General features: G+C 60.2%; 23 protein-coding genes. 20 read left to right on the plus strand and 3 right to left on the minus strand.

Annotated features, from left to right (window positions below; all coding sequences use genetic code 11):
- Positions 1-105: 105 nt before the first annotated feature.
- Entirely contained in the window at positions 106-369 is a 264-nt protein-coding gene (locus tag MK745_RS15615) for an AMP-binding protein (RefSeq protein ID WP_243614189.1), read from the minus strand.
- Positions 370-395: 26 nt separating this feature from the next.
- Positions 396-2396, minus strand: a complete 2001-nt coding sequence (locus tag MK745_RS15620) for an NADPH-dependent 2,4-dienoyl-CoA reductase (RefSeq protein ID WP_243614226.1) — start codon at positions 2394-2396, stop codon at positions 396-398.
- Between MK745_RS15620 and MK745_RS15625 the strand changes: the two genes are divergently transcribed.
- The 18 genes from MK745_RS15625 (at position 2363) to MK745_RS15710 (ending at position 23271) form a co-directional block, all read left to right on the plus strand.
- The gene (locus MK745_RS15625; protein ID WP_317275319.1) at positions 2363-3706 is read left to right on the plus strand and encodes an acyl-CoA dehydrogenase family protein; all 1344 of its coding nucleotides are present in this window, start codon (positions 2363-2365) and stop codon (positions 3704-3706) included. The genes MK745_RS15620 and MK745_RS15625 overlap by 34 nt on opposite strands.
- Positions 3703-4482 carry an enoyl-CoA hydratase/isomerase family protein gene (locus MK745_RS15630; protein ID WP_243614190.1) on the plus strand — a complete coding sequence of 260 codons (780 nt, stop codon included), beginning with the start codon at positions 3703-3705 and terminating at the stop codon, positions 4480-4482. The genes MK745_RS15625 and MK745_RS15630 overlap by 4 nt, the downstream gene beginning before the upstream one ends.
- A gap of 9 nt (positions 4483-4491) precedes the next feature.
- Positions 4492-5652: an acyl-CoA dehydrogenase family protein gene (locus MK745_RS15635; protein ID WP_027264402.1), complete on the plus strand. Its 1161-nt coding sequence runs from the start codon at positions 4492-4494 to the stop codon at positions 5650-5652.
- A gap of 39 nt (positions 5653-5691) precedes the next feature.
- Positions 5692-7071: a phenylacetate--CoA ligase family protein gene (locus MK745_RS15640; protein ID WP_243614191.1), complete on the plus strand. Its 1380-nt coding sequence runs from the start codon at positions 5692-5694 to the stop codon at positions 7069-7071.
- Positions 7068-8675: an acyl-CoA carboxylase subunit beta gene (locus tag MK745_RS15645; RefSeq protein ID WP_243614192.1), complete on the plus strand. Its 1608-nt coding sequence runs from the start codon at positions 7068-7070 to the stop codon at positions 8673-8675. The genes MK745_RS15640 and MK745_RS15645 overlap by 4 nt, the downstream gene beginning before the upstream one ends.
- Before the next feature lie 10 nt (positions 8676-8685).
- Complete coding sequence (locus MK745_RS15650; protein WP_043753670.1) at positions 8686-10692, plus strand: acetyl/propionyl/methylcrotonyl-CoA carboxylase subunit alpha; 2007 nt, start codon at positions 8686-8688, stop codon at positions 10690-10692.
- Positions 10693-10696: 4 nt separating this feature from the next.
- On the plus strand, positions 10697-11656 hold the full coding sequence (locus MK745_RS15655; RefSeq protein WP_243614193.1) for a hydroxymethylglutaryl-CoA lyase: 960 nt from the start codon (positions 10697-10699) through the stop codon (positions 11654-11656).
- A 12-nt stretch (positions 11657-11668) separates the two neighbouring features.
- Complete coding sequence (locus tag MK745_RS15660; RefSeq protein WP_243614194.1) at positions 11669-12583, plus strand: SDR family NAD(P)-dependent oxidoreductase; 915 nt, start codon at positions 11669-11671, stop codon at positions 12581-12583.
- Positions 12583-13377 (plus strand): citryl-CoA lyase, encoded by a 795-nt coding sequence (locus MK745_RS15665; RefSeq protein WP_243614195.1) that lies wholly within the window; start codon positions 12583-12585, stop codon positions 13375-13377. The genes MK745_RS15660 and MK745_RS15665 overlap by 1 nt, the downstream gene beginning before the upstream one ends.
- A gap of 3 nt (positions 13378-13380) precedes the next feature.
- Entirely contained in the window at positions 13381-14544 is a 1164-nt protein-coding gene (locus MK745_RS15670; protein WP_028288582.1) for an acyl-CoA dehydrogenase family protein, read from the plus strand.
- 11 nt (positions 14545-14555) lie between these two features.
- Positions 14556-15395 (plus strand): FAS1-like dehydratase domain-containing protein, encoded by an 840-nt coding sequence (locus MK745_RS15675; RefSeq protein ID WP_243614196.1) that lies wholly within the window; start codon positions 14556-14558, stop codon positions 15393-15395.
- Between the two features lie 211 nt (positions 15396-15606).
- Positions 15607-16386: an ABC transporter ATP-binding protein gene (locus MK745_RS15680; protein WP_028288584.1), complete on the plus strand. Its 780-nt coding sequence runs from the start codon at positions 15607-15609 to the stop codon at positions 16384-16386.
- A gap of 4 nt (positions 16387-16390) precedes the next feature.
- Positions 16391-18388, plus strand: a complete 1998-nt coding sequence (locus MK745_RS15685; RefSeq protein ID WP_243614197.1) for an AMP-binding protein — start codon at positions 16391-16393, stop codon at positions 18386-18388.
- 15 nt (positions 18389-18403) lie between these two features.
- Entirely contained in the window at positions 18404-19288 is an 885-nt protein-coding gene (locus MK745_RS15690) for a branched-chain amino acid ABC transporter permease (RefSeq protein ID WP_028288586.1), read from the plus strand.
- A gap of 3 nt (positions 19289-19291) precedes the next feature.
- Positions 19292-20344, plus strand: coding sequence for a branched-chain amino acid ABC transporter permease (locus MK745_RS15695; RefSeq protein ID WP_027264390.1), 1053 nt, complete (start codon positions 19292-19294; stop codon positions 20342-20344).
- A 34-nt stretch (positions 20345-20378) separates the two neighbouring features.
- The gene (locus tag MK745_RS15700) at positions 20379-21617 is read left to right on the plus strand and encodes an ABC transporter substrate-binding protein (RefSeq protein ID WP_243614198.1); all 1239 of its coding nucleotides are present in this window, start codon (positions 20379-20381) and stop codon (positions 21615-21617) included.
- Positions 21618-21678: 61 nt separating this feature from the next.
- Positions 21679-22470 (plus strand): ABC transporter ATP-binding protein, encoded by a 792-nt coding sequence (locus MK745_RS15705; protein WP_028288589.1) that lies wholly within the window; start codon positions 21679-21681, stop codon positions 22468-22470.
- Positions 22471-22482: 12 nt separating this feature from the next.
- A complete protein-coding gene (locus MK745_RS15710; RefSeq protein WP_043753691.1) occupies positions 22483-23271 on the plus strand; it encodes an SDR family NAD(P)-dependent oxidoreductase in 789 nt (262 codons plus the stop codon).
- A gap of 25 nt (positions 23272-23296) precedes the next feature.
- On the opposite strand, the gene MK745_RS15715 is transcribed toward MK745_RS15710, so the two are convergent.
- On the minus strand, positions 23297-24400 hold the full coding sequence (locus MK745_RS15715) for a CaiB/BaiF CoA transferase family protein (RefSeq protein WP_243614199.1): 1104 nt from the start codon (positions 24398-24400) through the stop codon (positions 23297-23299).
- Between the two features lie 113 nt (positions 24401-24513).
- Between MK745_RS15715 and MK745_RS15720 the strand changes: the two genes are divergently transcribed.
- The gene (locus tag MK745_RS15720) at positions 24514-25302 is read left to right on the plus strand and encodes an enoyl-CoA hydratase/isomerase family protein (RefSeq protein ID WP_243614200.1); all 789 of its coding nucleotides are present in this window, start codon (positions 24514-24516) and stop codon (positions 25300-25302) included.
- Positions 25303-25318: 16 nt separating this feature from the next.
- Positions 25319-26557 (plus strand): thiolase family protein, encoded by a 1239-nt coding sequence (locus MK745_RS15725; protein WP_152467122.1) that lies wholly within the window; start codon positions 25319-25321, stop codon positions 26555-26557.
- Positions 26558-26572 lie beyond the last annotated feature (15 nt).

The raw sequence follows: 26572 nt of genomic DNA on the forward strand, positions 1-26572 counted from the left end.
ATACATCGAGCTGTTCTACAACCCAAAACGCAAGCACACGAACAACGGCATGCTGTCGCCCGTTGACTTCGAAGAAAGACAGCGCAAACTGGAAAAGGCAGGTGTCTAGGAAACTAGGGGCACCTCAGCTGCAAGTTCGACCTCCAGGTATTCTGAGCGGTTATGCGACAGGATCGCGATCCTGTCTCCGGGCGCCACGCCTCGTGCCAGAAAGACAGCCGCCAGACGATCGACCCGCTCCAGCAGTTCTGCATAGGTCAGTTTCCTGCTGCCGTCCTCGATGGCGAGGGCGCGGGCGCAGTCATGTGCGCGGGTTCGAAAGATCGAATACAGATCAGCGCGCCCCGCGCGGATGACGTCGGTCAGCATAGTTTCCCCCTTGCCCGAGCCTCGGTTCAGAGATCCTGCGCCAGGCGCACGCCCTCATCAATGGCGCGCAGCGCATCCAGTTCGGCGGCCTCCTTTGCCCCGCCGATCATCGTAACCGGGACGCTGCGCGCGGCAAGCTCTTGGGCCAGAGCCCGTTCCGGTTCCTGACCGGTGCACAGCACAATAGTATCGGCTGCGATGACCTTTGGCATTCCGTCCGCGACGATATGCAGCCCCGCATCGTCGATATGTTCATAGGTCACGCCGCCCATTGCCTCGACCCCATGTTTGCGCAGCGCGTTGCGCAGGATCCACCCTGTCGAAACACCAAGCCTCGCGCCCGGTTTAGCGGTCTTGCGCTGCAGCATGACGACCTTGCGGCGCGACGGCTTCGGTGCCAGAGGGTCGCCCGCCAGGGCACCCGATGAGACAAATTCGGGGTCCACTCCCCAGGTTTCGCAAAAGACGTCGGAATTCGCGGTCTCGGCGGGTTTGGTCACTAGGAACTCGGCCACATCATGACCGATGCCCCCCGCCCCCATCACCACGACACGGTCGCCCGCCTCGCGGTCACCGGACAGAATTTCGGCGTAGGTCGCGACGCTGGGATGGTCGATACCCGGCAGGTCGGGAATGCGCGGCGTGACCCCGGTGGCGATGACCACATGGTCAAATCCCTCAAGATCGCTCGCCTCTGCCCGCTGTCCCAGACGCTGCGTGACCCCGTGTTTCTGCATCTGACCGGCATAATACCGAAGGGTTTCGTCGAATTCGTCCTTGCCCGGTGCGACGCGGGCCAGATTCAGTTGACCGCCCAGCTTGTCCTGCGCCTCGAACAGCGTGACAGCATGGCCCAGCCGCGCCGCCTCGGCGGCTGTGGCCATGCCCGCGGCACCACCGCCAACGACGGCCACTTTCTTTGGCGTGTCGGCTGGCGTATTCCGGAATTCCGTTTCACGCCCGGCCCTTGGATTGACCAGACATCCGACCGGCCGGTCCGAAAAGATGAAATCCAGACAGGCCTGGTTGCAGGCGATGCAGGTGTTGATCTCGTCCGCGCGGCCCTCTCGCGCCTTTTTCACGAAATGCGGATCGGCCAGAAACGGGCGCGCCATCGAGATCATGTCCGCATCGCCAGAGGCAAGTATGTCCTCGGAGAGCTGGGGTGTGTTGATCCGGTTCGAGGCGACCACCGGGATCGACACCGCCGCTTTCACGTTGGCTGCCGCCTTGCGCCAGGCACCGCGCGGCACCGGATAGGCGATCGTCGGCACGCGGGCCTCGTGCCAGCCGATGCCGGTGTTCAGAATATCCGCACCTGCGGCCTCGATCTTGCGCGCCAGTGCGGCAATTTCATCGGCGGGCGCGCCGCCCTCGACCAGATCGGCCGCCGAAATCCGGTAGATGACCAGAAAGTCGGGGCCGCAACGTTCGCGCACCGCTCGCACGATCTCGACCGGGAATCGGTGGCGGTTCGCGGCGCTGCCGCCCCAGTCGTCTTGGCGCTTGTTGGTGTGGGTGACGGTGAATTCGTTGATCAGGTATCCCTCGGACCCCATGATCTCGACGCCATCAAAGCCTGCGGCCAGCGCATTGGCGGCCGCCACGGCAAAATCCTCGATGGTACGGAGAATGTCGGCTTCGGTCATTTCACGCGGGATGAAACGATTGATCGGGGCGCGGATCGGCGACGGGGCCACACACCCTTCGATCTTGGCATAGCGCCCGGCGTGGAGGAGTTGCGCGCAGATCAGGCTGCCTTCGGCCTGCACCGCCTCGCAGATCGGGCGCAGGTCAAGCGCTTCTTCCGGGTCATCGATTCTCGGACCTTCTGGATCGAATATGCCCTCGGCATTGGGCGAAAACCCGCCGGTGACCAGAATCGCCGCCTCCCCCCGCGCACGCTCAGCGTAAAACGCGATCTGTTTGGCTATGCCGTCAGGCTCGGTTTCCAACCGCGTGTGCATCGACCCCATGATGACACGATTTCGCAATGTATGCTGGCCTGCGCGGATGGGCGAGAGCATGGTTTCAAAGCTTCCATCTGGTCTATTTTTCACTTTGGTTCTCCTCCTCAAAACTGCACTTGATCTACATTCTAACATTTGTTAGATTTTTTTGGAAAGAAGATTTTCGCTCATGGGGAGGAGCACCGATGCAATTCCAGCCTACAGACGATCAGAAGGCGTTTCGCGATACCGCAAAGCGCTTCGCAACTGAAAGGCTTGCGCCCACATATCAAGAACGCGCCAGCGGCCATACATTCGACCGTGCGCTGATCAAGGAGATGGGCGCACTGGGGCTGATCGGAGCCGATCTGCCCGAGGAATTCGGGGGACTCGGCGAAAGCTCTGTCACGTCAGGGCTGATCGTCGAAGAGATCGCCTATGCCGATTTCAATGCAAGTTACGTCCAGCTTCTGGGCTCTCTCATGGGCGGAATGGTTGCCAAACATGCCTCCAAGAACATCGCGTCGGAATGGGTGCCCAAGGTTGTTTCGGGTGATGCCGTCATTGGTCTGGGCCTGACAGAGCCGCGTGGCGGTTCGGATGCGGCGAACCTGATTCTGAGGGCCGAGAAATCCAGCAAAGGCTGGCGGCTGAACGGTGAAAAGACATCCATGAGTTTTGCCAGTCAGGCGGATGCGGCGGTCGTCTTTGCCCGTACCGGCGATCCTAACGGCGGCTCACGCGGGGTCAGCGCCTTTTTCGTCGATCTGAACCAGGAAGGCATCAAGCGCACCCATTTTGACGACATCGGCACCAAGCCTGTCGGGCGCGGCTCGGTTTTCTTTGACGATGTTTTCGTGCCGGCTGAAAACATGATGGCGGAACAGGACCGTGCCTTTGGCACGATCATGGCGGGCTTCGACTATTCCCGCGCACTGATCGGGCTGGAGTGCCTGGGGGCCGCGCAAGCGTCGGTGGATGAAACCTGGGCCTACGTTCAGGAACGCGAGGCATTCGGGGCCCCGATCGTGCAGTATCAGGGTGTCAGTTTTCCCTTGGCCGAGGCCGAGACCCAACTGACCATGATGCGCCAGCTTTGCTATTACACGCTGGACCTGCGCGACCGTGGCCTGCCCCACACCTCTCAGGCCGCCATGTGCAAATGGTACCTGCCCAAAACCGCCTGCGAGATCCTGCACCAGTGCCTGATCCTGCACGGACATTACGGCTACACCACCGACCTGCCCCACCACCAGCGCTACAACGATGTGCTCGGCTTGCAGATCGGTGACGGCACCGCGCAGATCCAGAAGCTGGTGATCGCCCGCGAGAAGGTCGGTCGCATGGCGCTGCAGTATGACAAGAAGGCGAAGGGAGCCTCGAAATGAGCGACCCCATCCTCGTCACTTCCGAGGGCAACACCGGCATCATCGAACTGGCCCGCCCCGAGAAATTCAATTGCCTATCACTTAAGGTGCATGAGCGTATTTCTGTCGCGCGTGCGGAATTCGAGGCGAACCCCGCTATTCGGGCGATCCTCATCCGGGCGCAGGGCAAGCACTTTTGCACCGGTGCCGATCTGGTGGAAGTGAAAGGTAAATTGAACGATCCCGCCGCGCTGGACCATTTCATCGCCTTTGGCATGAACAACCTGCGTGCACTCGAAACCTCCTCCCTCCCTGTCGTGGTGGCAGTGCAGGGGTTGTGTCTGGCCGGCGGGATCGAACTGATGCTGGCATGCGATGTGTGTTTCGCGGCCGAAAGCGCCCAGTTTGGCGATCAGCACGCGCAATTCGGGCTGATTCCCGGTTGGGGTGGCTCGCAGCGGTTGACACGGTTGATGGGGCAGCGCAGGGCGCTCGACCTGATGTTCTCGGCCCGCTGGCTCAAGTCGGACGAGGCCAAAGAGGCCGGATTGGTCAACTACATCGTGCCGGATGCGGACCTGCACAAGTCTGCGCTGGAATACTGCGAGAAAATCGCCACCCGTTCACGTCCCGGCATCGCCGAGATGAAGCGGTTGGCGCGCGAAGGCGCGGACCTTGGTATCGACCAGCAGATGCGGCTTGAGCGCGATGCCGCCGTGCGCGCACTGCCCAGCGATGACGTGGCGGAGGGCCTCGATGCATTCGAGAACCGGCGCGCCCCCGAATTCAAGGCTTGAGGACGAAACATGGATTTCATTTTGAACGACGAACAACGCCAGATTTACGACTATGGCGGCCAGCTGGCGCAGAAGTTCGACAACGATTACTGGCTGAGACACGCACGCAAGCACGAGTTTCCGCACGAAATGTTCCGCCAGATCGCCGATGACGGCTTCCTCGGCATCATGGTGCCCGAGGAATATGGCGGCGCGGGCCTTGGTATGACCGAAATGGCCCTGTTCATGGAGGGCACCGCCAATCACGGCATTCCGCTTTTGATGATGGTGGTCGGGCCGACCATGTCGCTGGCCCATATCGCCAGCCACGGGAGCGAGTTCCACAAGAAAGAACTGCTGCCGGCCGCCTGCCGCGGTGATATTCAGTTCTGTTTCGCGATCACCGAACCGGGGGCCGGGTCGAACACGATGAAGGCCACTACGCTGGCCAAGCGTCGAGGCAACCGGTTCAGCCTGTCGGGCGAAAAGACCTTCATCACCGGGGCCGAAGTGGCCGACTACTGCCTCGTGGTGGCGCGGACCAAACCGCATACCGAGGTCAGCCGCAAGACCGACGGCTTTACCCTGTTCGCCGTGGATCTGAAGAAAAAAGGCGTCGACAAGCAGCGGGTGAAGATCTCGATCCCCCTGCCCGAGGAGCAGTGGACACTGTTCTTCGACGATGTGGATCTCGGCCCCGAGGATGTGGTCGGCGAGGTGGACGAAGGGTTCTCGATCCTGTTCGACAGCCTCAACCCCGAGCGTATCATCCTGGCCGCCTTGTGCTGCGGCATCGGCCGGTTCGCCCTGAACAAGGGCGTGGCCTATGCCTCCGAGCGCAATGTGTTCGGCCAACCCATCGGTGCGCACCAGGGCGTGCAGCATCCTATGGCCAAGGCGCATACGGCAGTCGAAATGGCCAGTCTGATGACCCGGCGCGCGGCATGGGAGTTCGACAACAAGCTGCCTGCCGGTGCGTCGTCGAACATGGCGAAATATGCCGCCGCCGAAGCCGGGATCGAAGCGGTAGACGCGGCGCTTCAGGCGCATGGTGGATCGGGCTTTACCGAAGATACGGGACTTTACGAAATGTACCCGCTGGTCCGCCTGCTGCGCACAGCGCCGGTGAACCGCGAACTGTGCCTGAGCTTTATCGGCGAAAAGGTCATGGGCCTGCCACGATCCTATTGATCGCCACGGCTTGGAACGGAGAACGACATGCAATTTGGAATGCGCTTCCGGCGGGAAGATGCCGCCGACAAGGTAAATGATCGCTTCTGGCACGCGATCGAGGGCACGCCGCTCGACGAGGTGCGCCGTATTCAGGAAGAGCGACTGCGCGATCAGATGGCCTATCTCAAGGCAAACTCGACTTTCTATCAGGAGAAGTTCGCGAAAGCCGGTGTGGAATTCGACGATATCCGCACCATCGAAGACCTGCAGAAACTGCCCTATACCTACAAGACCGAGATCCGCGAAAGCCTGGCCGCCGATCCGCCCTTCGGCAAACACCGCGCCGCGCCCATGTACGAGATCATCCAAATGCAGGCATCGTCGGGCACCACCGGCAGCCCCTCATATGTGGCCCTGACCGAATCCGACGCCGAAATGTGGCACGAGATGACGGCACGCTGTTTCTTTGCCAATGGCGTGCGGCCGGGCGACATGGTGCTGCACGCGTTTTCGCTCGCCAAGGGCTTTGTCGGCGGCATCCCCGTGATGCAGGGATTGCAGTACATGGGCACGATCGATGTGCCGGTGGGCGCCGATGGCGGTGCGGAACGGCTGCTGCGCGCCTGCGCCGACACCCGCCCGCGTTGCGTGGTCGGCGCCCCGAACTTTGTGCTGCACCTGGCCGAAAAGGCGCCCGAGGTACTTGGCTGCAAGGCCAGCGAACTGGGTATCGAGCGCGTGATCGTCGGCGGCGAACCCGGCGGCGGCATTCCCGCAATTCGGGCAAAGATCGAAAAGGCCTGGGGTGCGAAATGCACCGAGATGCTGGGCGGCACCGATCTGGGCGTGACATACTGGGCCGAGTGCGACGCCCAGTCGGGTATGCACATGGTCAACATGGATTATGTCCTGACCGAGCTGCTCGACCCGGAGAGCGGCAGGATCATTCCCTGGAAAAAAGGCGCAGAAGGCGAGATGGTCTATACCGCGCTCGGCCGCCAGGCGAGCCCGCTCGTGCGGTTCCGGTCAGGCGATTATATCGAAGTGATCGATACCGAATGCTCCTGCGGCCGCACCGGACCGAAGATCCGCTGCACCGGCCGCACCGACGACATGCTGATCGTGCGCGGGGCCAATGTCTTCCCGTCGGCGATCAACAGCATCATTACCGAAATGGTGCCGGACACCAACGGCGTCATGCGCATCGTGGCCGATTTCGAGGGCCATACCACGCAGGGCGCGCTGACGGTGATTGTCGAACGGGGCCCCGATCGCGATCCGGCCGATGACGTCACCCTCAAAAAGAAAATTGAGCAGCGGCTTCGCGATTCCTTGGTCTTCAAGGCCGACGTTCACCTGGTTGCGGCCGACACTTTCGAAAAACCTGGCGCCGCCAAGGTCGCCTTCGTTCTCAGGAAATATCCAGACCTGCCATGACTAGAATGAAATCCCTTCTCGACAGCGGGTCGGACGACTTCCGCGCCAACGACGTGTCTTACCGCGAAAAGGTCGATGAACTACATGCCCTCCGGCTCTCACAGCGCGTCGGCGGCCCCGAAATGGCGCGCAAACGTCATGTGGACAAAGGCAAAATCCTGCCGCGCGAACGGATCGAACGGCTGATCGACCCGGGCACACCATTTCTGGAACTCGGCGAGTTGGCCGGACTGAATATGCACAAGGGAGTTCCACCCGGCGCCGGCATCATTACCGGTATTGGCGTGATCGAAGGCCGTCAGTGCATGATCATCGCCAATGATGCCACCGTAAAGGGCGGCACCTATTTCGGGATCACCTGCCGCAAACACGTCCGGGCACAGAAAATTGCCTGGAAAAACCGCCTGCCCGTCATCACCCTCGTGGACTCCGGCGGTGCCTTCCTGCCCGACCAGGCCAACCTTTTCCCCGACGAAGGCCAGTTCGGCTCCATCTTTCACCAACAGATCGGCATGTCTGGCGATGGTGTGCCGCAAATCGCCGTGGTCATGGGGCCCTGCACCGCGGGTGGTGCCTATATCCCCGCGCTCTGTGACGAAGTGGTGATCGTGCGCGGTCAGGGCTTTATGTATCTGGGCGGACCAGAATTGACCTTTGCCGCAACCGGCGAAAAGGTCGAAGCCGAAGAACTGGGTGGCGGCAAGATGCATTCGTCCGTTTCCGGTGTGACCGACCATTTGGCCGAAGATGACGCCCACGCTCTGGCCATCACGCGCGAAATTGTCAGCCATCTTGGCGAAAAACCCCAACCCCGCAAGACGCCCGAAACGCCCCGTGCGCCCGCCTACCCGGTCGAAGAGATTTATGGGCTCATCAGCCGCGACCCCAAGGTGCCGACCGACAACCGCGAAATCGTGGCTCGGTTGGTCGATGAGAGCGATTTTCACGAATTCAAGCCGCTTTATGGCGACACGATCATGACCGGCTGGGGGCGCATCCACGGCCACGAGGTCGGGATCATCGCCAATACAGGCGTGCTTTTCGTCGAAGCCGCGCTGAAGGCGACGCATTTCATCAATCTCTGCGTCCAGCGTGATATTCCGCTGCTGTTCCTGGCCGATGTGAACGGCTTCATGGTGGGCCGCGAGGTCGAGCAGATGGGCATTGCCAAGGCTGGCGCCAAGATGATCACGGCCATGTCTTCGGCCCGGGTGCCGAAATTCACAATCATCACCGGTGGCTCTTACGGGGCCGGATACCTGGCGATGCTGGGCCGCCCGTTCCAGCCGGACGCAATGTTCGCCTGGCCGACGGGACGGTCGGCAATCATGGGGCCGGAACAGGCCGCCAGCGTGCTGGCTCAGGTCCGCGCACAGATCAACGAACGCGAAGGCAAAAGCTGGACCCCCGAGGAGGAGGAAGCCTTCAAGGCACCGATCCGCAAGGAATACGAAGATTTTCAGGGAGCCTATAATTTTGCTTCCAACCTTTGGATCGACAGCGTGATCGAGCCCTGTGAGACCCGTGACGTCATGGCGCTGATGCTGGATGTGACATCGCGCAGACCCAAGGTCGATACCAACTTCGGCGTGTTCAGGATGTGAGGAGCGAACCGTGAAAATCAAAACGCTTCTGATCGCCAACCGCGGCGAAATTGCCTGCCGGATCGCGCGCACCGCGCGGGCCAGCGGTATCACCCCTGTCGGCGTGCATTCGCAGGCCGATGCCAATGCCCTGCATGTCCGCGAGATCGGCAAATCTGTCTGTATCGGTGCCGGGCCTGCATCCGAGAGCTATCTGAAAATCGACGCGGTGATTGCCGCTGCGCAATCGGTGGGCGCGGATGCGATCCATCCCGGTTACGGCTTTCTGGCCGAAAACCCCGATTTTGCCCGCGCGGTCGAAGCCGCCGGCATGATCTTCATGGGGCCGACGCCGGAAACGCTTGAACGTTTCGGCGACAAGGCCAGCGCCAAAGAGGCCGCCGTGGCGGCCAGCGTCCCGGTGATTTCGGGCGCCGAAGGTGCGCGGTCCGATCCCGAGCAGATTGCCGAGGAGGTGCGCCAAATGGGCCTGCCGGTGCTGCTCAAGGCTGTCGGCGGCGGTGGTGGGCGAGGGCAACGGCTCGTCACCGACGAAACCACGCTGGTCGAGGACATCGAAGGCGCGCTGCGCGAAGCAAAATCCACCTTCGGCTCCGAAGGGCTGCTGTTGGAGCGTTTCCTGCCCGAGGCGCGCCATGTTGAAGTGCAGATCGCAGGTGACGGCAAGGGCCATGTGGTGCATCTGTTCGAACGCGATTGCACGCTTCAGCGCCGCCACCAGAAGGTCATCGAGGAAGCCCCGGCCTGGGGTCTGCCCCGGACGCTTATGGACGACATCGCGCGCGACGCGGTGCGCCTTGGTGAAACGCTGGACTATCGCGGTCTGGGCACGGTCGAATTTCTGGTCGCGGGGGACGAGTATTTCTTCCTTGAGGTGAACCCGCGCATTCAGGTGGAACATCCCGTCACCGAAGCGATCACCGGGCTGGACCTTGTCGCGCTTCACCTGCGGATTGCCGAAGGCGCGGGCCTTGGACTGGTGCAGGACGATCTGACGATCAACGGCCACGCGGTCGAGGCGCGGCTTTACGCCGAAGATCCGGCGATGCAATTCGCCCCGTCGACGGGCACGCTCTCCACGCTCAGCCTGCCATCGGGCCTGCGCATCGACAGCGGCGTCGAGGAAGGCGATGCCGTCACGCCCTATTACGATCCGATGATCGCCAAGCTGATCGTGCACGCGCCCGACCGGGAAACCGCATTGGCACGTCTGGCCACGGCGCTTGATCATGTCGCGGTCGAAGGTGTCGAGACCAATCGCGCCTTTCTAACGGCGCTGGCGCGAAACCATGAATTCGAACGGATGCAGGTGCATACCCGCTGGATCGACGGCAGGCTGGATGAGCTGACACAAGCACCCGGACTGACCCGCCCCGATCTGTGGAAAGCGACCGCTGCCATTCTCTTCGTGACCCAGTCGCGCAGCGACACAAACGCCAATCCCTGGACCAACCGTGATGCCTTTACCGGCTGGCGGCTTGGCTTGGGCGGTGATGCGATTGAAGCGGGGCAGCGCGTGACGCTTACCGATTCTGACGAGGTATCCGAAGAACTGCGCATCGGCCCTGTCAAACCGGGCGCCAAGTACACCGTCCATTCGGAAAACGGCGAGGCGCTGACACTGTCGGCATGTGAACTGACCCCGGGCCGTTGGCGTGTCGGCGAAGGCGACACCGTCCATCTGATCGACGCGCGCCTGCACGCGGGCGTGATCGAACTGGACACGCCCGAAGGTCGCCTGGTCTTCCGCCCCGCCGCGCCCCTTGCTTTTGCCGGCGGCGATGCCGCGGCGGATCGCGCCGTGACCTCTCCGCTGACCGGAATGATTGTCGAAATCAAGGTCTCCGATGGTCAGAGCGTGGCCGAAGGCGAAGTGGTCGCGGTCATGGAATCCATGAAACTCGAAATCTCGATCCGGGCGGCCGCGGCCGGGATCGCCAGCAATATATCCGTCTCGAATGGAGACATGGTCGATCGTGGCCAAGTCATCGCCGAGATTCTGCCATCCGAGGAGTGATGAAATGAGCGACTTTCCCAAATTCGTCGAGTTTCGCGAAGAAGGCCCGCGTGAGGGTTTTCAGATCGAAAAGAAGATTTATCCGATCGAAGAGCGGATCGAACTGATCGACATGCTCAGCGAAACCGGTCTGAAGCGCATTCAGGTTGGCAGTTTCGTCAGCCCGAAATACGTGCCGCAAATGGCCGACACCGGCGAGTTGTTCCAGCGTATCAAGCGCGAACCGGGCGTGAATTACACATCGCTGTGGCTGAACGACAAAGGGTTTCGCAAGGCCCTGACCGCGCATGAGGTCGATATCGACCCGCGTCTGCTGTTCTATCCCTCCGAGGCATTCGCCCAATCGAACAACAATTGTTCCTCGGCGGAGATGCGGGAAAAACAACGTGACTGGGTCCGTCTTTACAAGGAAGAAGGATATACGGTCGACGCGGCCTATGTGATGACTGCCTTCGGCTGCAACCTCGAAGGCCCCATCCCCCAAGAACGCATCTTGGACGATTTCCGCTTCATTCTTCAGCTGTGCGAGGAAGAGGACATCCCCGTGCCGATCCTTGTGATCGCCGACACAATGGGCTGGGGAAACCCCGAGGCGGTCAAACGCATGATCGGCGCCCTGCGCGAATTGGCGCCCGAGGCGCGCATCGGTATGCACATCCATGACACACGTGGGCTGGGGATCGCCAACGTTTATGCCGCCCTGTCGATGGGCGTGGACATGTTCGAAAGCTCGGTCGCCGGTCTTGGCGGCTGTCCTTTCGCGGGCCACGGCCACGCCCGCGCCGCCGGCAACGTCTGCACCGAGGATGCAGTGTTCCTGTGTCACGAACTGGGCATCGAAACCGGCATTGATCTGGACAAGCTGATCGCGGCGGCGCTCAAGGCCGAAGAAATCATCGGCGTGCCGCTGATGGGCCGGGTCATGCATACCGGCGGGTTGGACAAATACCGCAAGTCACGCTGAGGGAGCAAGAAGATGACAAAAGCACTTGACGGAAAGGTGGTTCTGGTCACCGGGGCCGGCGGTGGGATCGGGCGTGATATCGCCTTGATGGCAGCCGCAGAAGGCGCCGCCGTGGTGGTCAATGATCTGGGCGCATCCCTGAAAGGCACCGGTCAGACAGAAACTGCGGCGCAGAAAGTCGTCGAAGAGATCAAGGCGGCGGGCGGCGATGCGATCGCCGATGGCGGCAACGTCACCGATCCGGACGCCGCGCGCGCGATGATCGAGGCGGGTGTCAAGGAATTCGGCCGCATCGACGCGGTGGTGAACAACGCCGGCATCCTGCGCGACGGGTTCTTCCACAAAATGACCTACGAGGATTTCGACGCGGTTGTGAAGGTCCATCTCTATGGCGCCTTCAACACCAGCCGTGCAGCGGCCGATTATTTCCGCGGACAAGAGGGCGGTTCTCTGGTGCACATGACCTCGACCTCGGGGCTGATCGGCAATCTGGCGCAGGCGAATTACGCGGCGGCAAAGCTGGGCATTGCGGCCTTCTCGAAATCGGTCGCGCTCGACCTGAAACGCTGGAACGTGCGGTCAAACTGCATCGCGCCCTTCGCCTGGAGCCGGATGATCTCGTCGATCAAGACAGACACCCCGGAACAGGTGGCACGGGTCGAAAAGATCAAGGAGATGACACCGGCCAAGGTTGCACCGATGGCCTGTTTCCTGATGAGCGACCGCGCGGCTGACGTGTCAGGACAAATCTTTGCGGTTCGCAAGAACGAGATCTTCCTGTTCAACCAGCCCCGCCCGGTGCGGTCGGTTCATTCCGATGATGGCTGGACCGCCGATGAAATCGCCGAGCGCGCCATTCCCGCGCTCAAATCACAGTTCACGCCGCTCGAAGTTTCGGCGGATGTCTTTTCGTGGGATCCGGTTTGATGGGAAAACGCAAAGAAAAAATCAGCTCCGACATTGCCTGGAGCACCTCTGACAAGATCAGCGTGCGTGGGCTCGATCTGCCCAACGAGATCCTGGGCCACATGAACCTCGGCGATCTGGCGTTTCTGCAGTTGACGGGTCGCAAGGCCACGCCCGAGGAAAGCCGCGTCTTTAACGCCATCGTCATTACCTTGGTCGAACATGGTATCACGCCCTCGGCCCTGGCGGCGCGGATGACCTATATGGGGGCGCCGGAATCGCTTCAGGCGGCTGTGGCGGCTGGCTTGTGCGGGCTGGGCACCGTCTTTGTCGGTTCTATGGAGGGTGCCTCGAAGATGCTTTACGAGGCACTGCCGCAGGACAAGTTGGGCACCGGTGTCGATCTGGATGCGCTGGCCGTCGAGACGGTGGAAAAATTCCGCGCCCGCAAGATGATCGTGCCGGGGCTGGGCCATCCGGTGCACAAGCCGGTCGATCCGCGCACACCTCGCCTGTTCCAGATCGCTGCCGAGAACGGCAAGTCCGGTGAATACATCGAGTTGATCCAGAAAATTCAGGCCGTTGCCGAAGAAGAATCGGGTAAGATGCTGCCGATCAACGCCACCGGGGCGATCGGAGCGATCTGCTGTGAATTTGGCTTCCCCTGGAAGATCGTGCGGGGCTTTGGCGTCATGGCACGCGCCATCGGTCTGGTCGGTCATATCCTCGAAGAGAGCGAAAACCCGATTTCCTATGAGCTTTGGCAGCGTGCCGAGCAGGAAATTCTTGAAACGTCGGGTCCGGGAGCGAAGTAACCGATGCAGACGTCAGCCCCAGACACTCACACCGATCTGCGCGACGCCTTGCGCGCACTTTGCGCGCAGTTTCCGCCAGAGTATCATCGCAAGTTCGGCGAAGACGAAACCTACCCCGAGGAATTCGTCGATGCGCTGACCCGCGAGGGCTGGCTTGCCGCGATGATCCCAGAGGAATACGGTGGCTCGGGTCTGGGGTTGACCGAAGCCTCGATCATCATGGAGGAGGTGAACCGCTGCGGCGGAAACGCGGGCCATTGCCACGGGCAGATGTATAACATGGGCACGCTGCTGCGGCATGGTTCGGATGAGCAAAAGCAGACATACCTGCCCGGTATTGCCAGCGGCGCGTTGCGCCTGCAATCCATGGCCGTGACCGAACCGACAACCGGGACCGACACCACCAAACTGAAGACCATCGCAGTCAAGAAGGGTGACCGGTATGAGATCAATGGCCAGAAGGTCTGGATCAGCCGTATCCAGCATTCTGACCTGATGATCTTGCTGGCCCGCACTACGCCGCTGAGCGAGGTCAAGAAAAAGTCGCAGGGCCTGTCGATCTTTATGGTCGATCTGAAAGAGGCAATCGGCAACGGGATGGAGGTCCGCCCCATCGCCAACATGCCCGGCCACGAAACCAATGAAGTGTTTTTCGACAACCTGGAAATCCCCGCCGAGAACCTGATCGGCACCGAGGGGCGCGGGTTTTACCATATTCTTGACGGGCTGAACGCCGAACGGACCCTGATTGCGGCGGAATGCATCGGTGATGGATACTGGTTCGTTGACAAGGCCCGCGCCTATGCCGGCGACCGCGTGGTCTTTGACCGTCCCATCGGCCAGAACCAAGGTGTGCAATTCCCTATCGCCAGGTCCTATGTGAACATCGAGGCCGCCAATCTGATGCGCTTTGAAGCCTGCAGGCGGTTCGATGCCGGACTGGATTGTGGTGCACAGGCGAACATGGCCAAGTTGCTGGCTTCGGAAGCCAGCTGGGAAGCGGCCAATGCCTGCATCCAGACCCACGGCGGCTTCGGTTTCGCACGGGAATACGATGTCGAGCGCAAGTTCCGCGAGGCGCGCCTCTATCAGGTCGCCCCGATCTCGACCAACCTGATCCTGTCATATGTCGGAGAACATATCCTCGGCATGCCAAGATCGTTCTGAAGGCTAGGATTATGGGTGAGATCGACCTTGACGCGCTGGCGCCCTGGCTGGGACGCACCGAGACTAAGGAAGATGTTCTGACGCACGGGCTGATCGACAAATTCCGCGCCACGCTCGGTCCGCATCTTTGGGACGGAGCGGGCGATGTCCCGCTGGGAATTCATTGGTGCCTTGCCCTTGATACCGTGCCAGCGACCGCCCTGTCAGAAGACGGCCATGCCGCGAGGGGTGGATTTCTGCCCCCTGTTCCGCTGCCCGCCCGCATGTGGGCTGGCGGCGATGTTGCGCATATCGCGCCGCTGAAAATCGGCGAAACCATCACCCGACGCTCTTCGATCAGGGATATTGTGGCCAAGCAGGGCCGTAGTGGACCATTGGTCTTTGTGACCGTCGAACATGAGTATCTGAGTGGCAACCGGCTTTGTATCCGGGAGCAGCAAACGATCGTTTATCGTGAGATTTCCGCCCCCCGCACGGGCGAGAGCGCACCTGACGCGGGTGACCCCACCACGCTCAGATCGACCCTGACACCGGATCCTGTTCTGCTGTTTAGCTATTCGGCGCTGACGTTCAATGCCCATCGCATTCACTATGACCACATCTACGCCACCGAAACCGAAGCCTATTCCGGGCTTGTTGTCCATGGCCCCTTGCAAGCCACGCTACTTCTGAATCTGGCGGCGGATGCGTTGAAAACATCGCCTCACCGGTTTTCTTTTCGCGGACTCGCGCCACTCACCCTGCCCTGCGAATTGCAACTGCACAATGAAGAGACCGGCACCTCCGGGACAGTCTGGTGTCAGGATCAAAACGGTCTTCGAAGCTTTTCCGCAGAGTACGCGGCTGTCTGATCGTTTTTCTTCGGTAGCGAATTCAATTGTTGACCAAATTTTCTAACATCTGTTAGGAATGACGGAGAAACTTGGTAAATAAACCAGGCAAACCTCTGAATTTAGAGGTGGGAGGAGGAACAATGCGAGGAAAACTCGTAACCAACGAAAAACCGTGCGGTCAGGCTATGCGCGCCTCCATGAGGTGTGGGGCAAAAGCACGGGCCGCAACATGACCACGAATAACGGGCACGTATCCTCACCGCTTGCGGTGCGTGGTGCAACTTTGAAATTTGGCGGTGTGACCGCGCTCGACGATGTGAGCATTTCTGTGGCCGACGATGAATTGCTTGCAATTATCGGACCGAACGGAGCCGGAAAAACATCACTTCTGAACGTGACTGCGGGCTTCTACCGTCCGCAGAAGGGCCGTGTCGAATTGTCCGGGCAGGACGTGACCGGCCTGCGTGTTGACCAGATCGCCCGGCGCGGTCTGGCGCGGACGTTTCAGGGCACCCATCTTTTTGCCGGGCAGACGGTGGTGGAAAACATTATGATCGGCCGCCACATGCTGATGAAATCGAATGTAGTCCAGGCCTTTTTCCAGTTCGGTCCCGTGATGCGCGAGGAATCGGAACATCGTGAAGCCGCAGAGGAGATCATCGATTTTCTCGAGATCGAGGCAATCCGCAACCGGCCCGTGGGCACGTTGGGGTATGGGTTGCGCAAGCGTGTCGATCTGGGCCGTGCATTGGCGCAGGAACCGTCGATCCTGCTGATGGATGAACCGATGGCCGGCATGAACTCGGAGGAAAAAGAAGACCTGGCGCGCTTCATTCTCGATGTGCGCGAGGCGCGCAAGATTCCGGTAGTTCTGGTGGAGCACGACATGGGCGTCGTGATGGACCTTGCCGACCGGATCGTGGTGCTGGATTTCGGGCGGGTCATCGCCGAAGGCACCCCGGAAGAAATCCAGAAGGACCCGGCTGTCATAAAGGCATATCTGGGGTAGCGGCATGGTCAAACAACGGACAGCAATGGTCTTTTCGGACCCAGCAGTGACACATAGCGAAACCCTGCCGCAGGTTTTGCTCGCGCGAGCGACATCCACACCGACCAACCTCGCCGAACGGCACAAGCGCCTGGGCATCTGGCGTGAATTCACCTGGGCCGATGTTCTTGACAGGGTTCGCGCCCTGGCTCTCGGGTTGGAGAACCTGGGCTTGTCGGCTGGCGAATCCGTCATGATGATTGGCGAAAACGAACCCGAACATTTCTGGGCTGAATACGCCGTCCAGTCGTTAGGCGGCAAAGTCCTGTCTGTCTATCCGGATCAAAACGCTGAAGAGATTCTGTATCTGGCCGAAGACTCGCAAACGCGGATTCTTCTGGCGCAGGATCAGGAGCAGGTCGATAAATGCATCGAGATTGCGGGCAAGTACTCGGGCGCCCTGGCGGTCGTTTACTGGGACGATTCCGGTCTGTGGGGCTATGATCATCCCCTGTTGCATTCGTTTGAAAGTGTGAGCGCGGCAGGGCGTCAGATCCACGCCAAGGAACCCGCCAGATTTGAAGAACACGTAAAACGTGGACGGGCGGACGATACCGCCTTGCTGTCCTATACCTCGGGTACCACGGGAAAACCCAAGGGCGTTGTCATCAGCCATCGCTACCTGTTCGACAATTGCTCGCGGGTGATGGGGGCAATCGAAATCGCGCCGGGCACCGAATACCTGACCTACATTTCGCCGGCCTGGGTCACGGAACAGATTTTCGGCCTGTCGATCGGTTTGATCGCGCCCATGGTCGTCAATTTCCCCGAAGGCCCTGAAGACGTACTGACCAACATTCGCGAACTGGCGGTCGACGCACTGGTGTTCAGCCCGCGCCAGTGGGAAAATCTCGCCTCCATCGTTCAGGCCCGGATGCTGGGGGCGGGCAAAATCCGCAATGCGATGTACAACTGGGGCATGAAGGTCGGCCACGACGTTTATGTGGAACGGCTGGAGGGGCGTAGCCCCAGCCTTGCCGCACGCCTGCAGCTTCCCTTTGCCGAAGCTCTGGTGCTGCATCACCTGCGCGACAATCTTGGCCTTGGTAAGGCCAAAAACGCAATGAGCGGCGGCGCCCTGATGGCACCTGACGTCTTTCGTATGTTCCACGCGATGGGGGTTAAGCTGCGCAACGTGTATGGCGCGACCGAAATCGGCCTTCTGACCGCGCATGTCGGCGAAAGCTATCAGCTGGAAACCAGCGGCAGCTGGATGCAAAGCAACACGAACTACGGCGAACCGCTGGAATACAGGGTCTCGGACGAAGGGGAGCTTCAGGTGCGTGGCGGATCGGGCTTCGGTGGCTATCACGGCAAGCCCGAAAAGACCGCAGAGGAATTGACCGAAGACGGTTGGTACAAGACCGGTGACGCGGTGTCGATGACCGACGACGGCGAGCTTTTGTTCTTTGACCGTGTCAAGGATATGCGCCGCCTGGCAAATGGGCACAGCTATCCGCCGCAATTCATCGAAACGCGGTTGCGGTATAGCCCCTTCATCAAGGATCTCATGACCTTGGGCGACGAAACCCGGAGCTTCGTCAGCGCGCTTATCAATATCGATATGGAAGTTCTCGGGCGTTGGGCGGAAGAGAACAAGATCAGCTTTTCGACCTACACCGATCTCTCGCAGAAACCCGAAGTTCTGGACCTTATCAAAGGCGAAGTGGCGCGCATCAATGCGCTCCTGCCCGAAGGCTCGCGCGTGGCACGTTTTGCGAATTTTCCCAAGGAACTCGACCCGGATGAAGGCGAGTTGACCCGCAGCCGAAAGCTTCGCCGGGCCTTTCTGGAGGAACGGTATGCCAAGCTCGTCGAGGCGATCTATGCTGGCGATGACGAGACAGATCTCGAAATCGCTGTGACCTATCAGGACGGCCGTCAAGGCGTTCTCAAGACCACGGTTCGCGTGTCGGATGTTGAAAACGCATCGAAGGCTGCCAAGCGGCAGTCCAAATCTTAAAGGAGGTCGGCGACAATGGTCTATTTCATCAATGACATCATTACCGGGGCTTTGATCGGCCTTCTGTATTCGCTGGTGGCCATGGGCTTTGTTGTGATTTACCGCGCCAGCAAGGTGTTCAACTTCGCGCAGGGCGAGCTTGTGATCATCGGCGGGTTCATCGTCTGGTTCACAACGATGCAAGCGGGGCTTAGCCTTTGGTTGTCGATACCCCTTTCGCTGGTTCTGGCCGGGCTGGTCGGGTACGCAATCGAACGGATTTTCCTGACAAAGCTGATCGGTGAATCGGTTTTCTCGATGGTCATGGTCACCGTCGGCCTTTTGATCCTGCTGCGCGGTTTGGTGCTGCTTGTGTTCGGTCCCGCGGTAAGACCCTTCCCGATCATTTTTCCGCTGAAACCCTTGTTCCTCGGCGATATGTTGATCCCGATGAACCTCCTGATAGGTGGGATCATCACCATTGTCGCGGCCGTCGGCCTGTCGTGGTTCTTCAACCGGACCCGGTCCGGCCTCCGTATGACCGCTGTGGCGGAGGACCACGTCGTAGCTTCCTCGATGGGCATTTCGGTGAAAGGCTCGATTGCCGTTGCCTGGGTTCTCGGGGCAATCCTGTCCACAATTGGTGCGATGATCTTTCTCAGCGGCAAATCGCTGACCTTCCTAGCCTCGGATATCGGGTTCGCGGCCCTGCCGGTGGCGCTCTTTGCCGGGCTGGAATCCATCGGCGGGCTTATCTTGGCAGGAATAATCATCGGCATCGCGCAGAGCTTGACCACCAACTACCTTGATCCGTTGATCGGTGGCTCGCTCGGCAGTGTCGTTCCATATATCATAATGCTTGCCATTCTGCTGATCCGGCCGACCGGCCTGTTCGGCTGGCGCACAATCGAACGGGTGTAATCCATGGATCCTTCTGGCGTATTCCCGACAAGCTATCGCAGTGACAGACGTTTGATCCGAACGCGCTGGCAGTTTCTGGCCCTCGTCGTATTCATGGCTCTACTGCTGTTGGCGCCTTACCTGGTGAGCAGCCGTATCATCGCTATCCTGAATATGATGATGATCAGCGCCGTCATCGCCGTCGGGCTTCAGATCTGCACCGGCTATGCGGGCCAGATCAACCTGGGTCAGGCGGCGTTCATGGGGGTCGGCGCCTATACGGCCTCGATACTGGCCTCGAAGACCGGCCTTACGTTTCTGCTGACCATTCCTCTGGCCGGGCTCTCGGCTGCGCTGTTCGGCTTTCTCTTTGGCTTGACCGCGGCGCGGATCAAGGGGTTCTATCTGGCACTGACCACGATTGCAGCTCAGTTCCTGTTCCACTTTGCCGTATTGAACCTGCCGTCAACCTGGCTGGGTGGATCGAACGGTATCACCGTGCCCCCGGCCGAGCTTTTCGGGCTGCGATTTGTCAGCGAATCTTCGCAGTTCTATCTGAATTTCGCCGTGACCGCGATCATGGTGGCGGGCGCGTTCGGGATCGTTCGGTCACGCTTCGGCCGTGCCTTCGTGGCGGTCAGGGATGATGACGTGGCCGCGGGTATAATGGGGATCAATGTCGCGGCCACAAAGGCAAATGCCTTCCTGATCGGCGCTTTCTATGCGGGCGTCGGCGGGGCGCTTTGGGCCTATCTGATCCGCTTCGTGGGGGTAGACCAGTTCACCCTGTTTCACTCGATCTTCTTCGTCGCGATGATCATCGTCGGCGGGATGGGTTCAATCGTGGGGGCCCTGATCGGCGTCTTCATTATCCGCATCATCCAGGAAATTATCGCGACGGTCGGCCCCAATATCGCCGACTCGGTATCATTCCTTGGCGGTGACATCGTGTTCGCTGGCATGAATGTCGTTCTTGGCGGCGTGATCGCATTGTTTATGATCCTCGAACCCAAGGGGCTGATGCACCGCTGGAACATCCTGAAGTCGTCATACCGTATCTGGCCGTTTCCTTACTGAGAAATAGAGCGGCTCTAAACCTGGGAGGAAGAATATGACTTACCAATCGAATCGAGGTCTTCGCGGCTTACTGGCAGCGGCTGCCTTGGCGGCCGCGGCGACCATGCCTTTGAAGGCGCAGGCCGAAGAGACCTATAATCTCGCCCTGCTGTCGGACTTTTCCGGCCCTTATGCTGACATCATGCCCATCCTGGCAGGCGGACGCGAAGCTGTGTTCACCTGGTGGAATGAAACCCGCGGCAAGGAACTTGGCGTCACGCTGAACTACAAAAACTACGAAACCCGCTATGACGCGGCACAGGTGGCAAGTCTCTGGCCCGGGATCAAATCGGAACTGGACCCGATTGCGGTTGTCGGCCTCGGCGGGCCTGACGTCGCGGCCCTTTCCGAACGCCTGCCGGAAGACAAAATCCCGATGTTCATGGCCACAGCGGCCTACGGTTTTGCCTGGCAACCGGATGCCTGGATTTTCAACCCACGCCCGACCTATTCGCACGAAAGTGTCGGCTTTCTGAACTGGATGCGTGAACAGCGCGGAGGAGACGAACCGCTCAAGGTTGCGATCCTCGCCTCCGAAGCATCGCCTGCCTATGTCGACATGGCAAAGGGCCTTGAACTCTATGCCGAAGAGCACCCCGAGGAGATCGACCTCGTCGAGGTCATCTATACCGAAGTTCAACCCACCGATCTGACGGGGCAAATGCGCCGCGTTGTACGAGCCGGGGCCGAGGCGCTGGTAATCCAAACTAACACCTCTATCGTGATTGCCGCGAAACGTGGGCTGCAGGCCAACGGGGCGAACATCCCGATCATGATGAGTTCGCATAACGGGCTTCCAGCCTCGGGTGGCGCGCTTGGCGGGCTTGAGCAAATGGAGGGGGACTTTGAAGCCTACGGCATGGCGATTGCGGCCGATGAGGACACTCCCGCGCGACAATTCTACGAGACATTGGTTGCCGATTACGGACTCGAAGCACATTGGAACGTCGTGACCGCAATGGGCGTATCTCAGGGTCTCTATACCGTGACCGTGATCGATCACGCGATCGAGGCGAACGGCGCCGAGGGCCTGACCGGAGAGATGGTACGTGAGGCGCTTTTTGCCAAACCGATCACCACCGAAGAAACCCATGGGTTCCTGCCGACCTTGTCCTTTACGCCAGAAGCACCGTTCCCATTGGAAGGCCTCAAAGTGAATGTGGGCACCGTCAAAGATGGGAAAATCACCATCGCGGCAACGGGTGTCGACGTTCCGCAAGTTGAGAAATGGTGAATTAATCCGGGCGCCGCAGTCGCGGCGCCCGTTCTGATCCTTAGCCCCGGGCAATATGACCATGCTGGAACTCAACAACGTAGAGGTGACATATTCCGACGTCATCCTGGCGCTCAAAGGCGTGTCCATGACAGTCCGTGCGGGACAATGTGTTGCTCTGCTCGGTGGCAATGGCGCAGGAAAAAGCACGACGCTTAAAGCCATCTCGGGAACGCTCAAATCCGAGGATGGAACCGTTTCGGCGGGGTCCATCGTTCTGGACGGAACTCCCATTCAGAACATGGAAGCCTCGGAAGTCGTGAAGAACGGTCTCATCCATGTGATGGAAGGGCGGCGCGTTTTGCGGCATCTGACGTCAGAGCAAAACCTGATCGTCGGCGGGCACATGGTGCCCAACTCCGCCGAGCTGAAAAAGCGCCTGGACCATGTTTACACCTTGATGCCCCGGCTTGCGGACCTGCGCAACCGCACCTCTGGCTTCATGTCTGGTGGCGAACAACAACTGCTGCTGATCGGCCGGGCCATGATGGCCAGCCCCAAGATCATCGCGATCGACGAACCGTCGTTGGGATTGGCCCCGATGATGATCCGGGATGTTTATGAAGTGCTCAAGCAGCTCAAGTCAGAAGGCACGACCTTCTTCCTGGTCGAACAAAACAGCGCTGCGGCGCTATCGATCGCCGACTATGCCTATGTGATGGAGAACGGCCGGATCGTGATGGACGGCCCTGCCGACAAGCTTGCTGACAACGAGGACATCAAGGAATTCTATCTCGGCGTCACCGCATCGGGCGAGCGCAAAAGCTATCGAGATATCAAACACTATCGCCGCCGGAAGAGATGGCTGGGATAGAAAGGAACGAAGATGAGTAACCTGCTTTCCATCAAAGGTCGTACCGCATTTGTAACCGGAGCGGGGCAAGGCGTTGGTCGGCAAGCCGCGCTTTATCTGGCGGAACACGGAGCCGGTGCCATCGTTGTCAACGATTTTCACGCCGAACGGGCCGAAAGCGTTGCCGCGGAAGTGGAGGCAGCGGGTGCAAAGGCTCTGCCGCTCGCCTTCGACGTCTCGGATTTCGACGCGGTTGGCGCGGCGTTTGCCGAAACGCAGACCACATTTGGCGGCGTGGATATTCTGGTCAACAATGCGGGCAACGCCGGGCCGACATCGCGGCTCGACGATCTGGTCCCTTTTTGGGAATCCGATCCCGACGAATGGCGCCGCTGGATGGCCACCAATTTCGATGGGGTGCTGAACTGCACCCGTCACGCCATGCCGTTGATGGTTAACAGTGGCTATGGGCGCATTGTGACCGTCATTTCCGACGCCGGCCGTGTCGGTGAACCGCATCTGGCGGTTTATTCCGGGGCCAAGGCCGGTGCGGCCGGCTTCATGCGGGCAATTGCAAAGGCCGGCGGCCGGTTCGGGATCACCGCGAATTGCGTCGCCTTGGGGGGCACAAGAACTCCGGCTGTCGCCGACCTGATCCCGGATGCAGAGACCGAGAAGCGGGCATTGTCGCAGTACGTGATCCGCCGTCTGGGCGAGCCGGAAGACCCCGCCGGAATGATCCTGTTCCTCTGCTCGGATGCTGCCAGCTGGATCACCGGTCAAACCTATCCGGTGAATGGCGGGTATTCTTTTGCCTGCTAGAGCCGCCATCGGACGGCTGCCGCCTCTAGTTGGAGCTGTCCGAAAAAACGCTGTCATTATCTGCCCCGAGCTCGGGGGGCAGATCCGGTATCGCGGTTTCGAAACCATCGAATTTCAACGGCTGGACAATAAAAGTCTCGGCCTTGCCGCCGTCATGCGTAATCTTGCGCAGCAGCTGGCGCGCACGCACATGGGGGTCGTCCAACGTTTCGACCAGGGAATTGACCGGACCCCATGGCACCCCCGCCTTATCCAGAAGGTCGCCCCATTCGGCGCGCGTCTTGTTGACCAAAATCGCCGCGATTTCTTCGCGCAGCGCGGCCTTGCCGGCGACACGGTCGCGGCCTGTCAACGGCGCAAGATCCGCCCTGTTGATCACATCGCAGAACGGTTTCCAGAACCAGTCCTCATGCGCGATGGACAAGGTCAAGAGCTTGCCGTCTTTGCAGGTGAACACGCCATAGCCCGGCTCGGCGATAAATTCGCCCAGCGGTGTTCCATTGGCGGCGGGAACGAGGAATGCGGTCAACATCGAAACCACCGCATCCGACATGGACACGTCCACGTAACGCCCCTGCCCTGTGCGCTGGCTCGACACCACCGCCGACAGGATTGCGATCGCCGCGAACAACGCCGCGCCAACATCCGCAAGGGGGATCGGCGGCACAGGGCCGGGCTGCTTTGCATCGGCCTGATCGGCCAGCAAACCGCCAACCCCTTCATAGCTCAGGTCATGGCCAGCCCTGTCACGATAGGGGCCGTCCTGCCCGTAACCCGAAATCGATACATAAACCAGCCGCGAGTTGACACGACGCATGTCCTCGAAACCGGCACCCAAGGCCGCAAGCTTGCCAGGGCGGAACCCTTCGACGATGACATCCGATTCCTTGGCCAGTTCGCGAAACCGTGCCAGCCCCTCGGCCGATTTCAGATCCAACGCAACGCTGCGCTTGCCTCGGTTCAGTGCCCGGAACAAGGGCGGAAATTGCCGGGCCGGATCGCCGACACCCGGTCGTTCGATCATGATCACCTCGGCTCCCATGTCGGACAACAGCATTGTGGCATAGGGACCGGGAAACTGTTCGGCAAGGCTGAGAATTTTCAGGCCGGCCAGGGGTGTAGTGCTCATATCAATCTCCAGCTCTTTTGTTTTCCACGTGCGGGTCCGCCCGAGTGCAGCGCAAATCGCCGCAAAAGACAAGGCGAAAAACCAATAATATGTATAATTATCAGGAGCTTAGCATGAGTGAAGCAAAGCAGACGCTATTCGTTGAGCGGGTCGAAAAAACTGAATGGATTACCTTCCAGCGCACCGAACAGCTCAACGCAATGTCAACGCAGATGCTGCGCGAGATGGCGGCAGCACTGGAATCGGCGCTGGCCGACGATGGGGTGCGTACAATTGTCCTGACCGGCTCTGGCCGGGCATTCTGCGCCGGTGCCGATCTGAAAGAAGTTGCTGGCGCCAAACATGCACCAGGCGAGCCGGATCTTCTGGATCTTGTCGATCACACGTTTGGGCTGATGCGACATGGCCCGAAACCGGTGATCGCCGCAGTGAACGGGCTGGCGATGGCGGGCGGTTTGGAAATGGTGATGGCCTGCGATCTGGTCTTTGCCGCCGAAAGCGCGCAACTGGGCGACGCACATTCCAACTTTGGCGTCTTTCCCGGGGCCGGCGGTGCGGCGATCCTGCCGCGTAGGATTGGCCTGAACCGCGCGAAATACCTGCTGTTCTCGGGCGAGAACGTTTCGGCACGGGACATGATGGACTGGGGACTGGTGAACAAGGTCGTCGCGGACGAAGACCTGCGACAAGCGGTGCAGGTCTTTACCGACAGGCTGGCAGAAAAAAGCCCGGCGGTCTTACGCCGCATGAAGACGGTTGCCAATCGGTCGCTGGACGTGGACGAAACCGCCGCGCTTTCCGAAGAGATGCTGAACCTGCGCGCGCACATGCGATCCTGGGACATGCACGAGGGTCTGTCGGCGTTCAATGAAAAACGAAAACCGCAGTTTCGCGGATACTAGGTCAGGAGGACAAACGATGCAGGACATTTACATCGTTGGCGTCGGGATGACGCCGTTCGGAAAGTTCCGGGACAAAACCATCAAGGACATGACCGGCGAGGCCGTCGCCGCCGCGCTTTCCGATGCCCGAGTGACGGCAGATCGCATCGACGGCGCATTCTTCTCGAACGCGGTGCAGGGCCACATGGAGGGCCAGCACATGATCCGCGGCGAAATCGCGCTGCGTGAAATGGGCATTCAGGGCATTCCGGTGGTGAATGTCGAAAACGCCTGCGCCAGCGCCTCGACCGGGTTCAAACTGGCAGTCGATTTCCTCAAGGCCGGCAATGGCGACTGCTGTCTCGCCGTGGGCGCCGAAAAGATGTATTCTGACGACCGTGCGTTGATGTTTTCGGCCTTCGACAGCGGCTGGGACGTCAGCAACAGCGAAGAGGTCGCGCAACGGCTGGCCGATCTGGGTGCAGGGGTCGAGGAACCCGAAGGATCGAAATCGCCCAAGCCCTACAGCGTGTTCATGGATGTCTACGCAGGCTTCGCCCGGCTGCACATGAAGACCTTTGGCACAACTCAGGAACAGTTCGCCGCCGTCGCCGCCAAGAACCATGCGCATTCCGTGCATAATCCACTGGCGCAATACCGAGAAGCCATGAGCGTCGATCAGGTATTGGCCGCGCCGCCGATCACCTATCCGCTGACCCTGCCGATGTGCGCCCCGATCTCGGACGGGGCCGCTGCGGCCGTTTTATGCACCGGCGAGGGGATAAAACGTCTGGGCCTAGATCCCGCGCGCGCGATCAAGGTCAAGGCCGCGATCCTGCGCTCGGGCACCGATCGTCCGCCGGAAGATTACAAGAACCACCTGACCCGGCTTGCCGCGCTTGAGGCCTATGAACAGGCCGGGATCGGCCCCGAGGATATATCGGTGGCCGAAGTGCATGACGCCACGGCCGTGGGCGAAGTGATCCAGATCGAGAACCTCGGATTTGTCGAATTCGGCGAGGGCGGTCCCGCCAGTCTGCGCGGCGAGACAAAGATCGGCGGACGCATTCCGGTGAACCCCTCGGGCGGGTTGGAATCCAAGGGCCACCCGGTCGGTGCCACAGGAATAGGGCAGGTTTTCGAACTGGTCACGCAACTGCGCGGCGAAGCTGGCGCGCGCCAGGTCGAAGGGGCAAAGAATGCCATCGCCGAAAACGGCGGGGGGTTGCACGGGGTAGAAGAAGCGGCCGCCTGCGTCATCATTCTGGGCCGTTGAAACAAGGAGACGAAC

This window comes from Shimia aestuarii (genome assembly GCF_022814865.1).
GTDB lineage: Bacteria > Pseudomonadota > Alphaproteobacteria > Rhodobacterales > Rhodobacteraceae > Shimia > Shimia aestuarii_A.

Coding starts and splice junctions, on each gene's coding strand:
- MK745_RS15680 (WP_028288584.1), top strand. CDS start 15,607: ATGACCACGAATAACGGGCACGTATCCTCACCGCTTGCGGTGCGTGGT.
- MK745_RS15685 (WP_243614197.1), top strand. CDS start 16,391: ATGGTCAAACAACGGACAGCAATGGTCTTTTCGGACCCAGCAGTGACA.
- MK745_RS15690 (WP_028288586.1), top strand. CDS start 18,404: ATGGTCTATTTCATCAATGACATCATTACCGGGGCTTTGATCGGCCTT.
- MK745_RS15720 (WP_243614200.1), top strand. CDS start 24,514: ATGAGTGAAGCAAAGCAGACGCTATTCGTTGAGCGGGTCGAAAAAACT.
- MK745_RS15630 (WP_243614190.1), top strand. CDS start 3,703: ATGAGCGACCCCATCCTCGTCACTTCCGAGGGCAACACCGGCATCATC.
- MK745_RS15640 (WP_243614191.1), top strand. CDS start 5,692: ATGCGCTTCCGGCGGGAAGATGCCGCCGACAAGGTAAATGATCGCTTC.
- MK745_RS15635 (WP_027264402.1), top strand. CDS start 4,492: ATGGATTTCATTTTGAACGACGAACAACGCCAGATTTACGACTATGGC.
- MK745_RS15645 (WP_243614192.1), top strand. CDS start 7,068: ATGACTAGAATGAAATCCCTTCTCGACAGCGGGTCGGACGACTTCCGC.
- MK745_RS15615 (WP_243614189.1), bottom strand. CDS start 369: ATGCTGACCGACGTCATCCGCGCGGGGCGCGCTGATCTGTATTCGATC.
- MK745_RS15715 (WP_243614199.1), bottom strand. CDS start 24,400: ATGAGCACTACACCCCTGGCCGGCCTGAAAATTCTCAGCCTTGCCGAA.
- MK745_RS15700 (WP_243614198.1), top strand. CDS start 20,379: ATGACTTACCAATCGAATCGAGGTCTTCGCGGCTTACTGGCAGCGGCT.
- MK745_RS15665 (WP_243614195.1), top strand. CDS start 12,583: ATGGGAAAACGCAAAGAAAAAATCAGCTCCGACATTGCCTGGAGCACC.
- MK745_RS15660 (WP_243614194.1), top strand. CDS start 11,669: ATGACAAAAGCACTTGACGGAAAGGTGGTTCTGGTCACCGGGGCCGGC.
- MK745_RS15725 (WP_152467122.1), top strand. CDS start 25,319: ATGCAGGACATTTACATCGTTGGCGTCGGGATGACGCCGTTCGGAAAG.
- MK745_RS15620 (WP_243614226.1), bottom strand. CDS start 2,396: ATGCTCTCGCCCATCCGCGCAGGCCAGCATACATTGCGAAATCGTGTC.
- MK745_RS15695 (WP_027264390.1), top strand. CDS start 19,292: ATGGATCCTTCTGGCGTATTCCCGACAAGCTATCGCAGTGACAGACGT.
- MK745_RS15705 (WP_028288589.1), top strand. CDS start 21,679: ATGCTGGAACTCAACAACGTAGAGGTGACATATTCCGACGTCATCCTG.
- MK745_RS15655 (WP_243614193.1), top strand. CDS start 10,697: ATGAGCGACTTTCCCAAATTCGTCGAGTTTCGCGAAGAAGGCCCGCGT.
- MK745_RS15670 (WP_028288582.1), top strand. CDS start 13,381: ATGCAGACGTCAGCCCCAGACACTCACACCGATCTGCGCGACGCCTTG.
- MK745_RS15710 (WP_043753691.1), top strand. CDS start 22,483: ATGAGTAACCTGCTTTCCATCAAAGGTCGTACCGCATTTGTAACCGGA.
- MK745_RS15675 (WP_243614196.1), top strand. CDS start 14,556: ATGGGTGAGATCGACCTTGACGCGCTGGCGCCCTGGCTGGGACGCACC.
- MK745_RS15625 (WP_317275319.1), top strand. CDS start 2,363: ATGTATGCTGGCCTGCGCGGATGGGCGAGAGCATGGTTTCAAAGCTTC.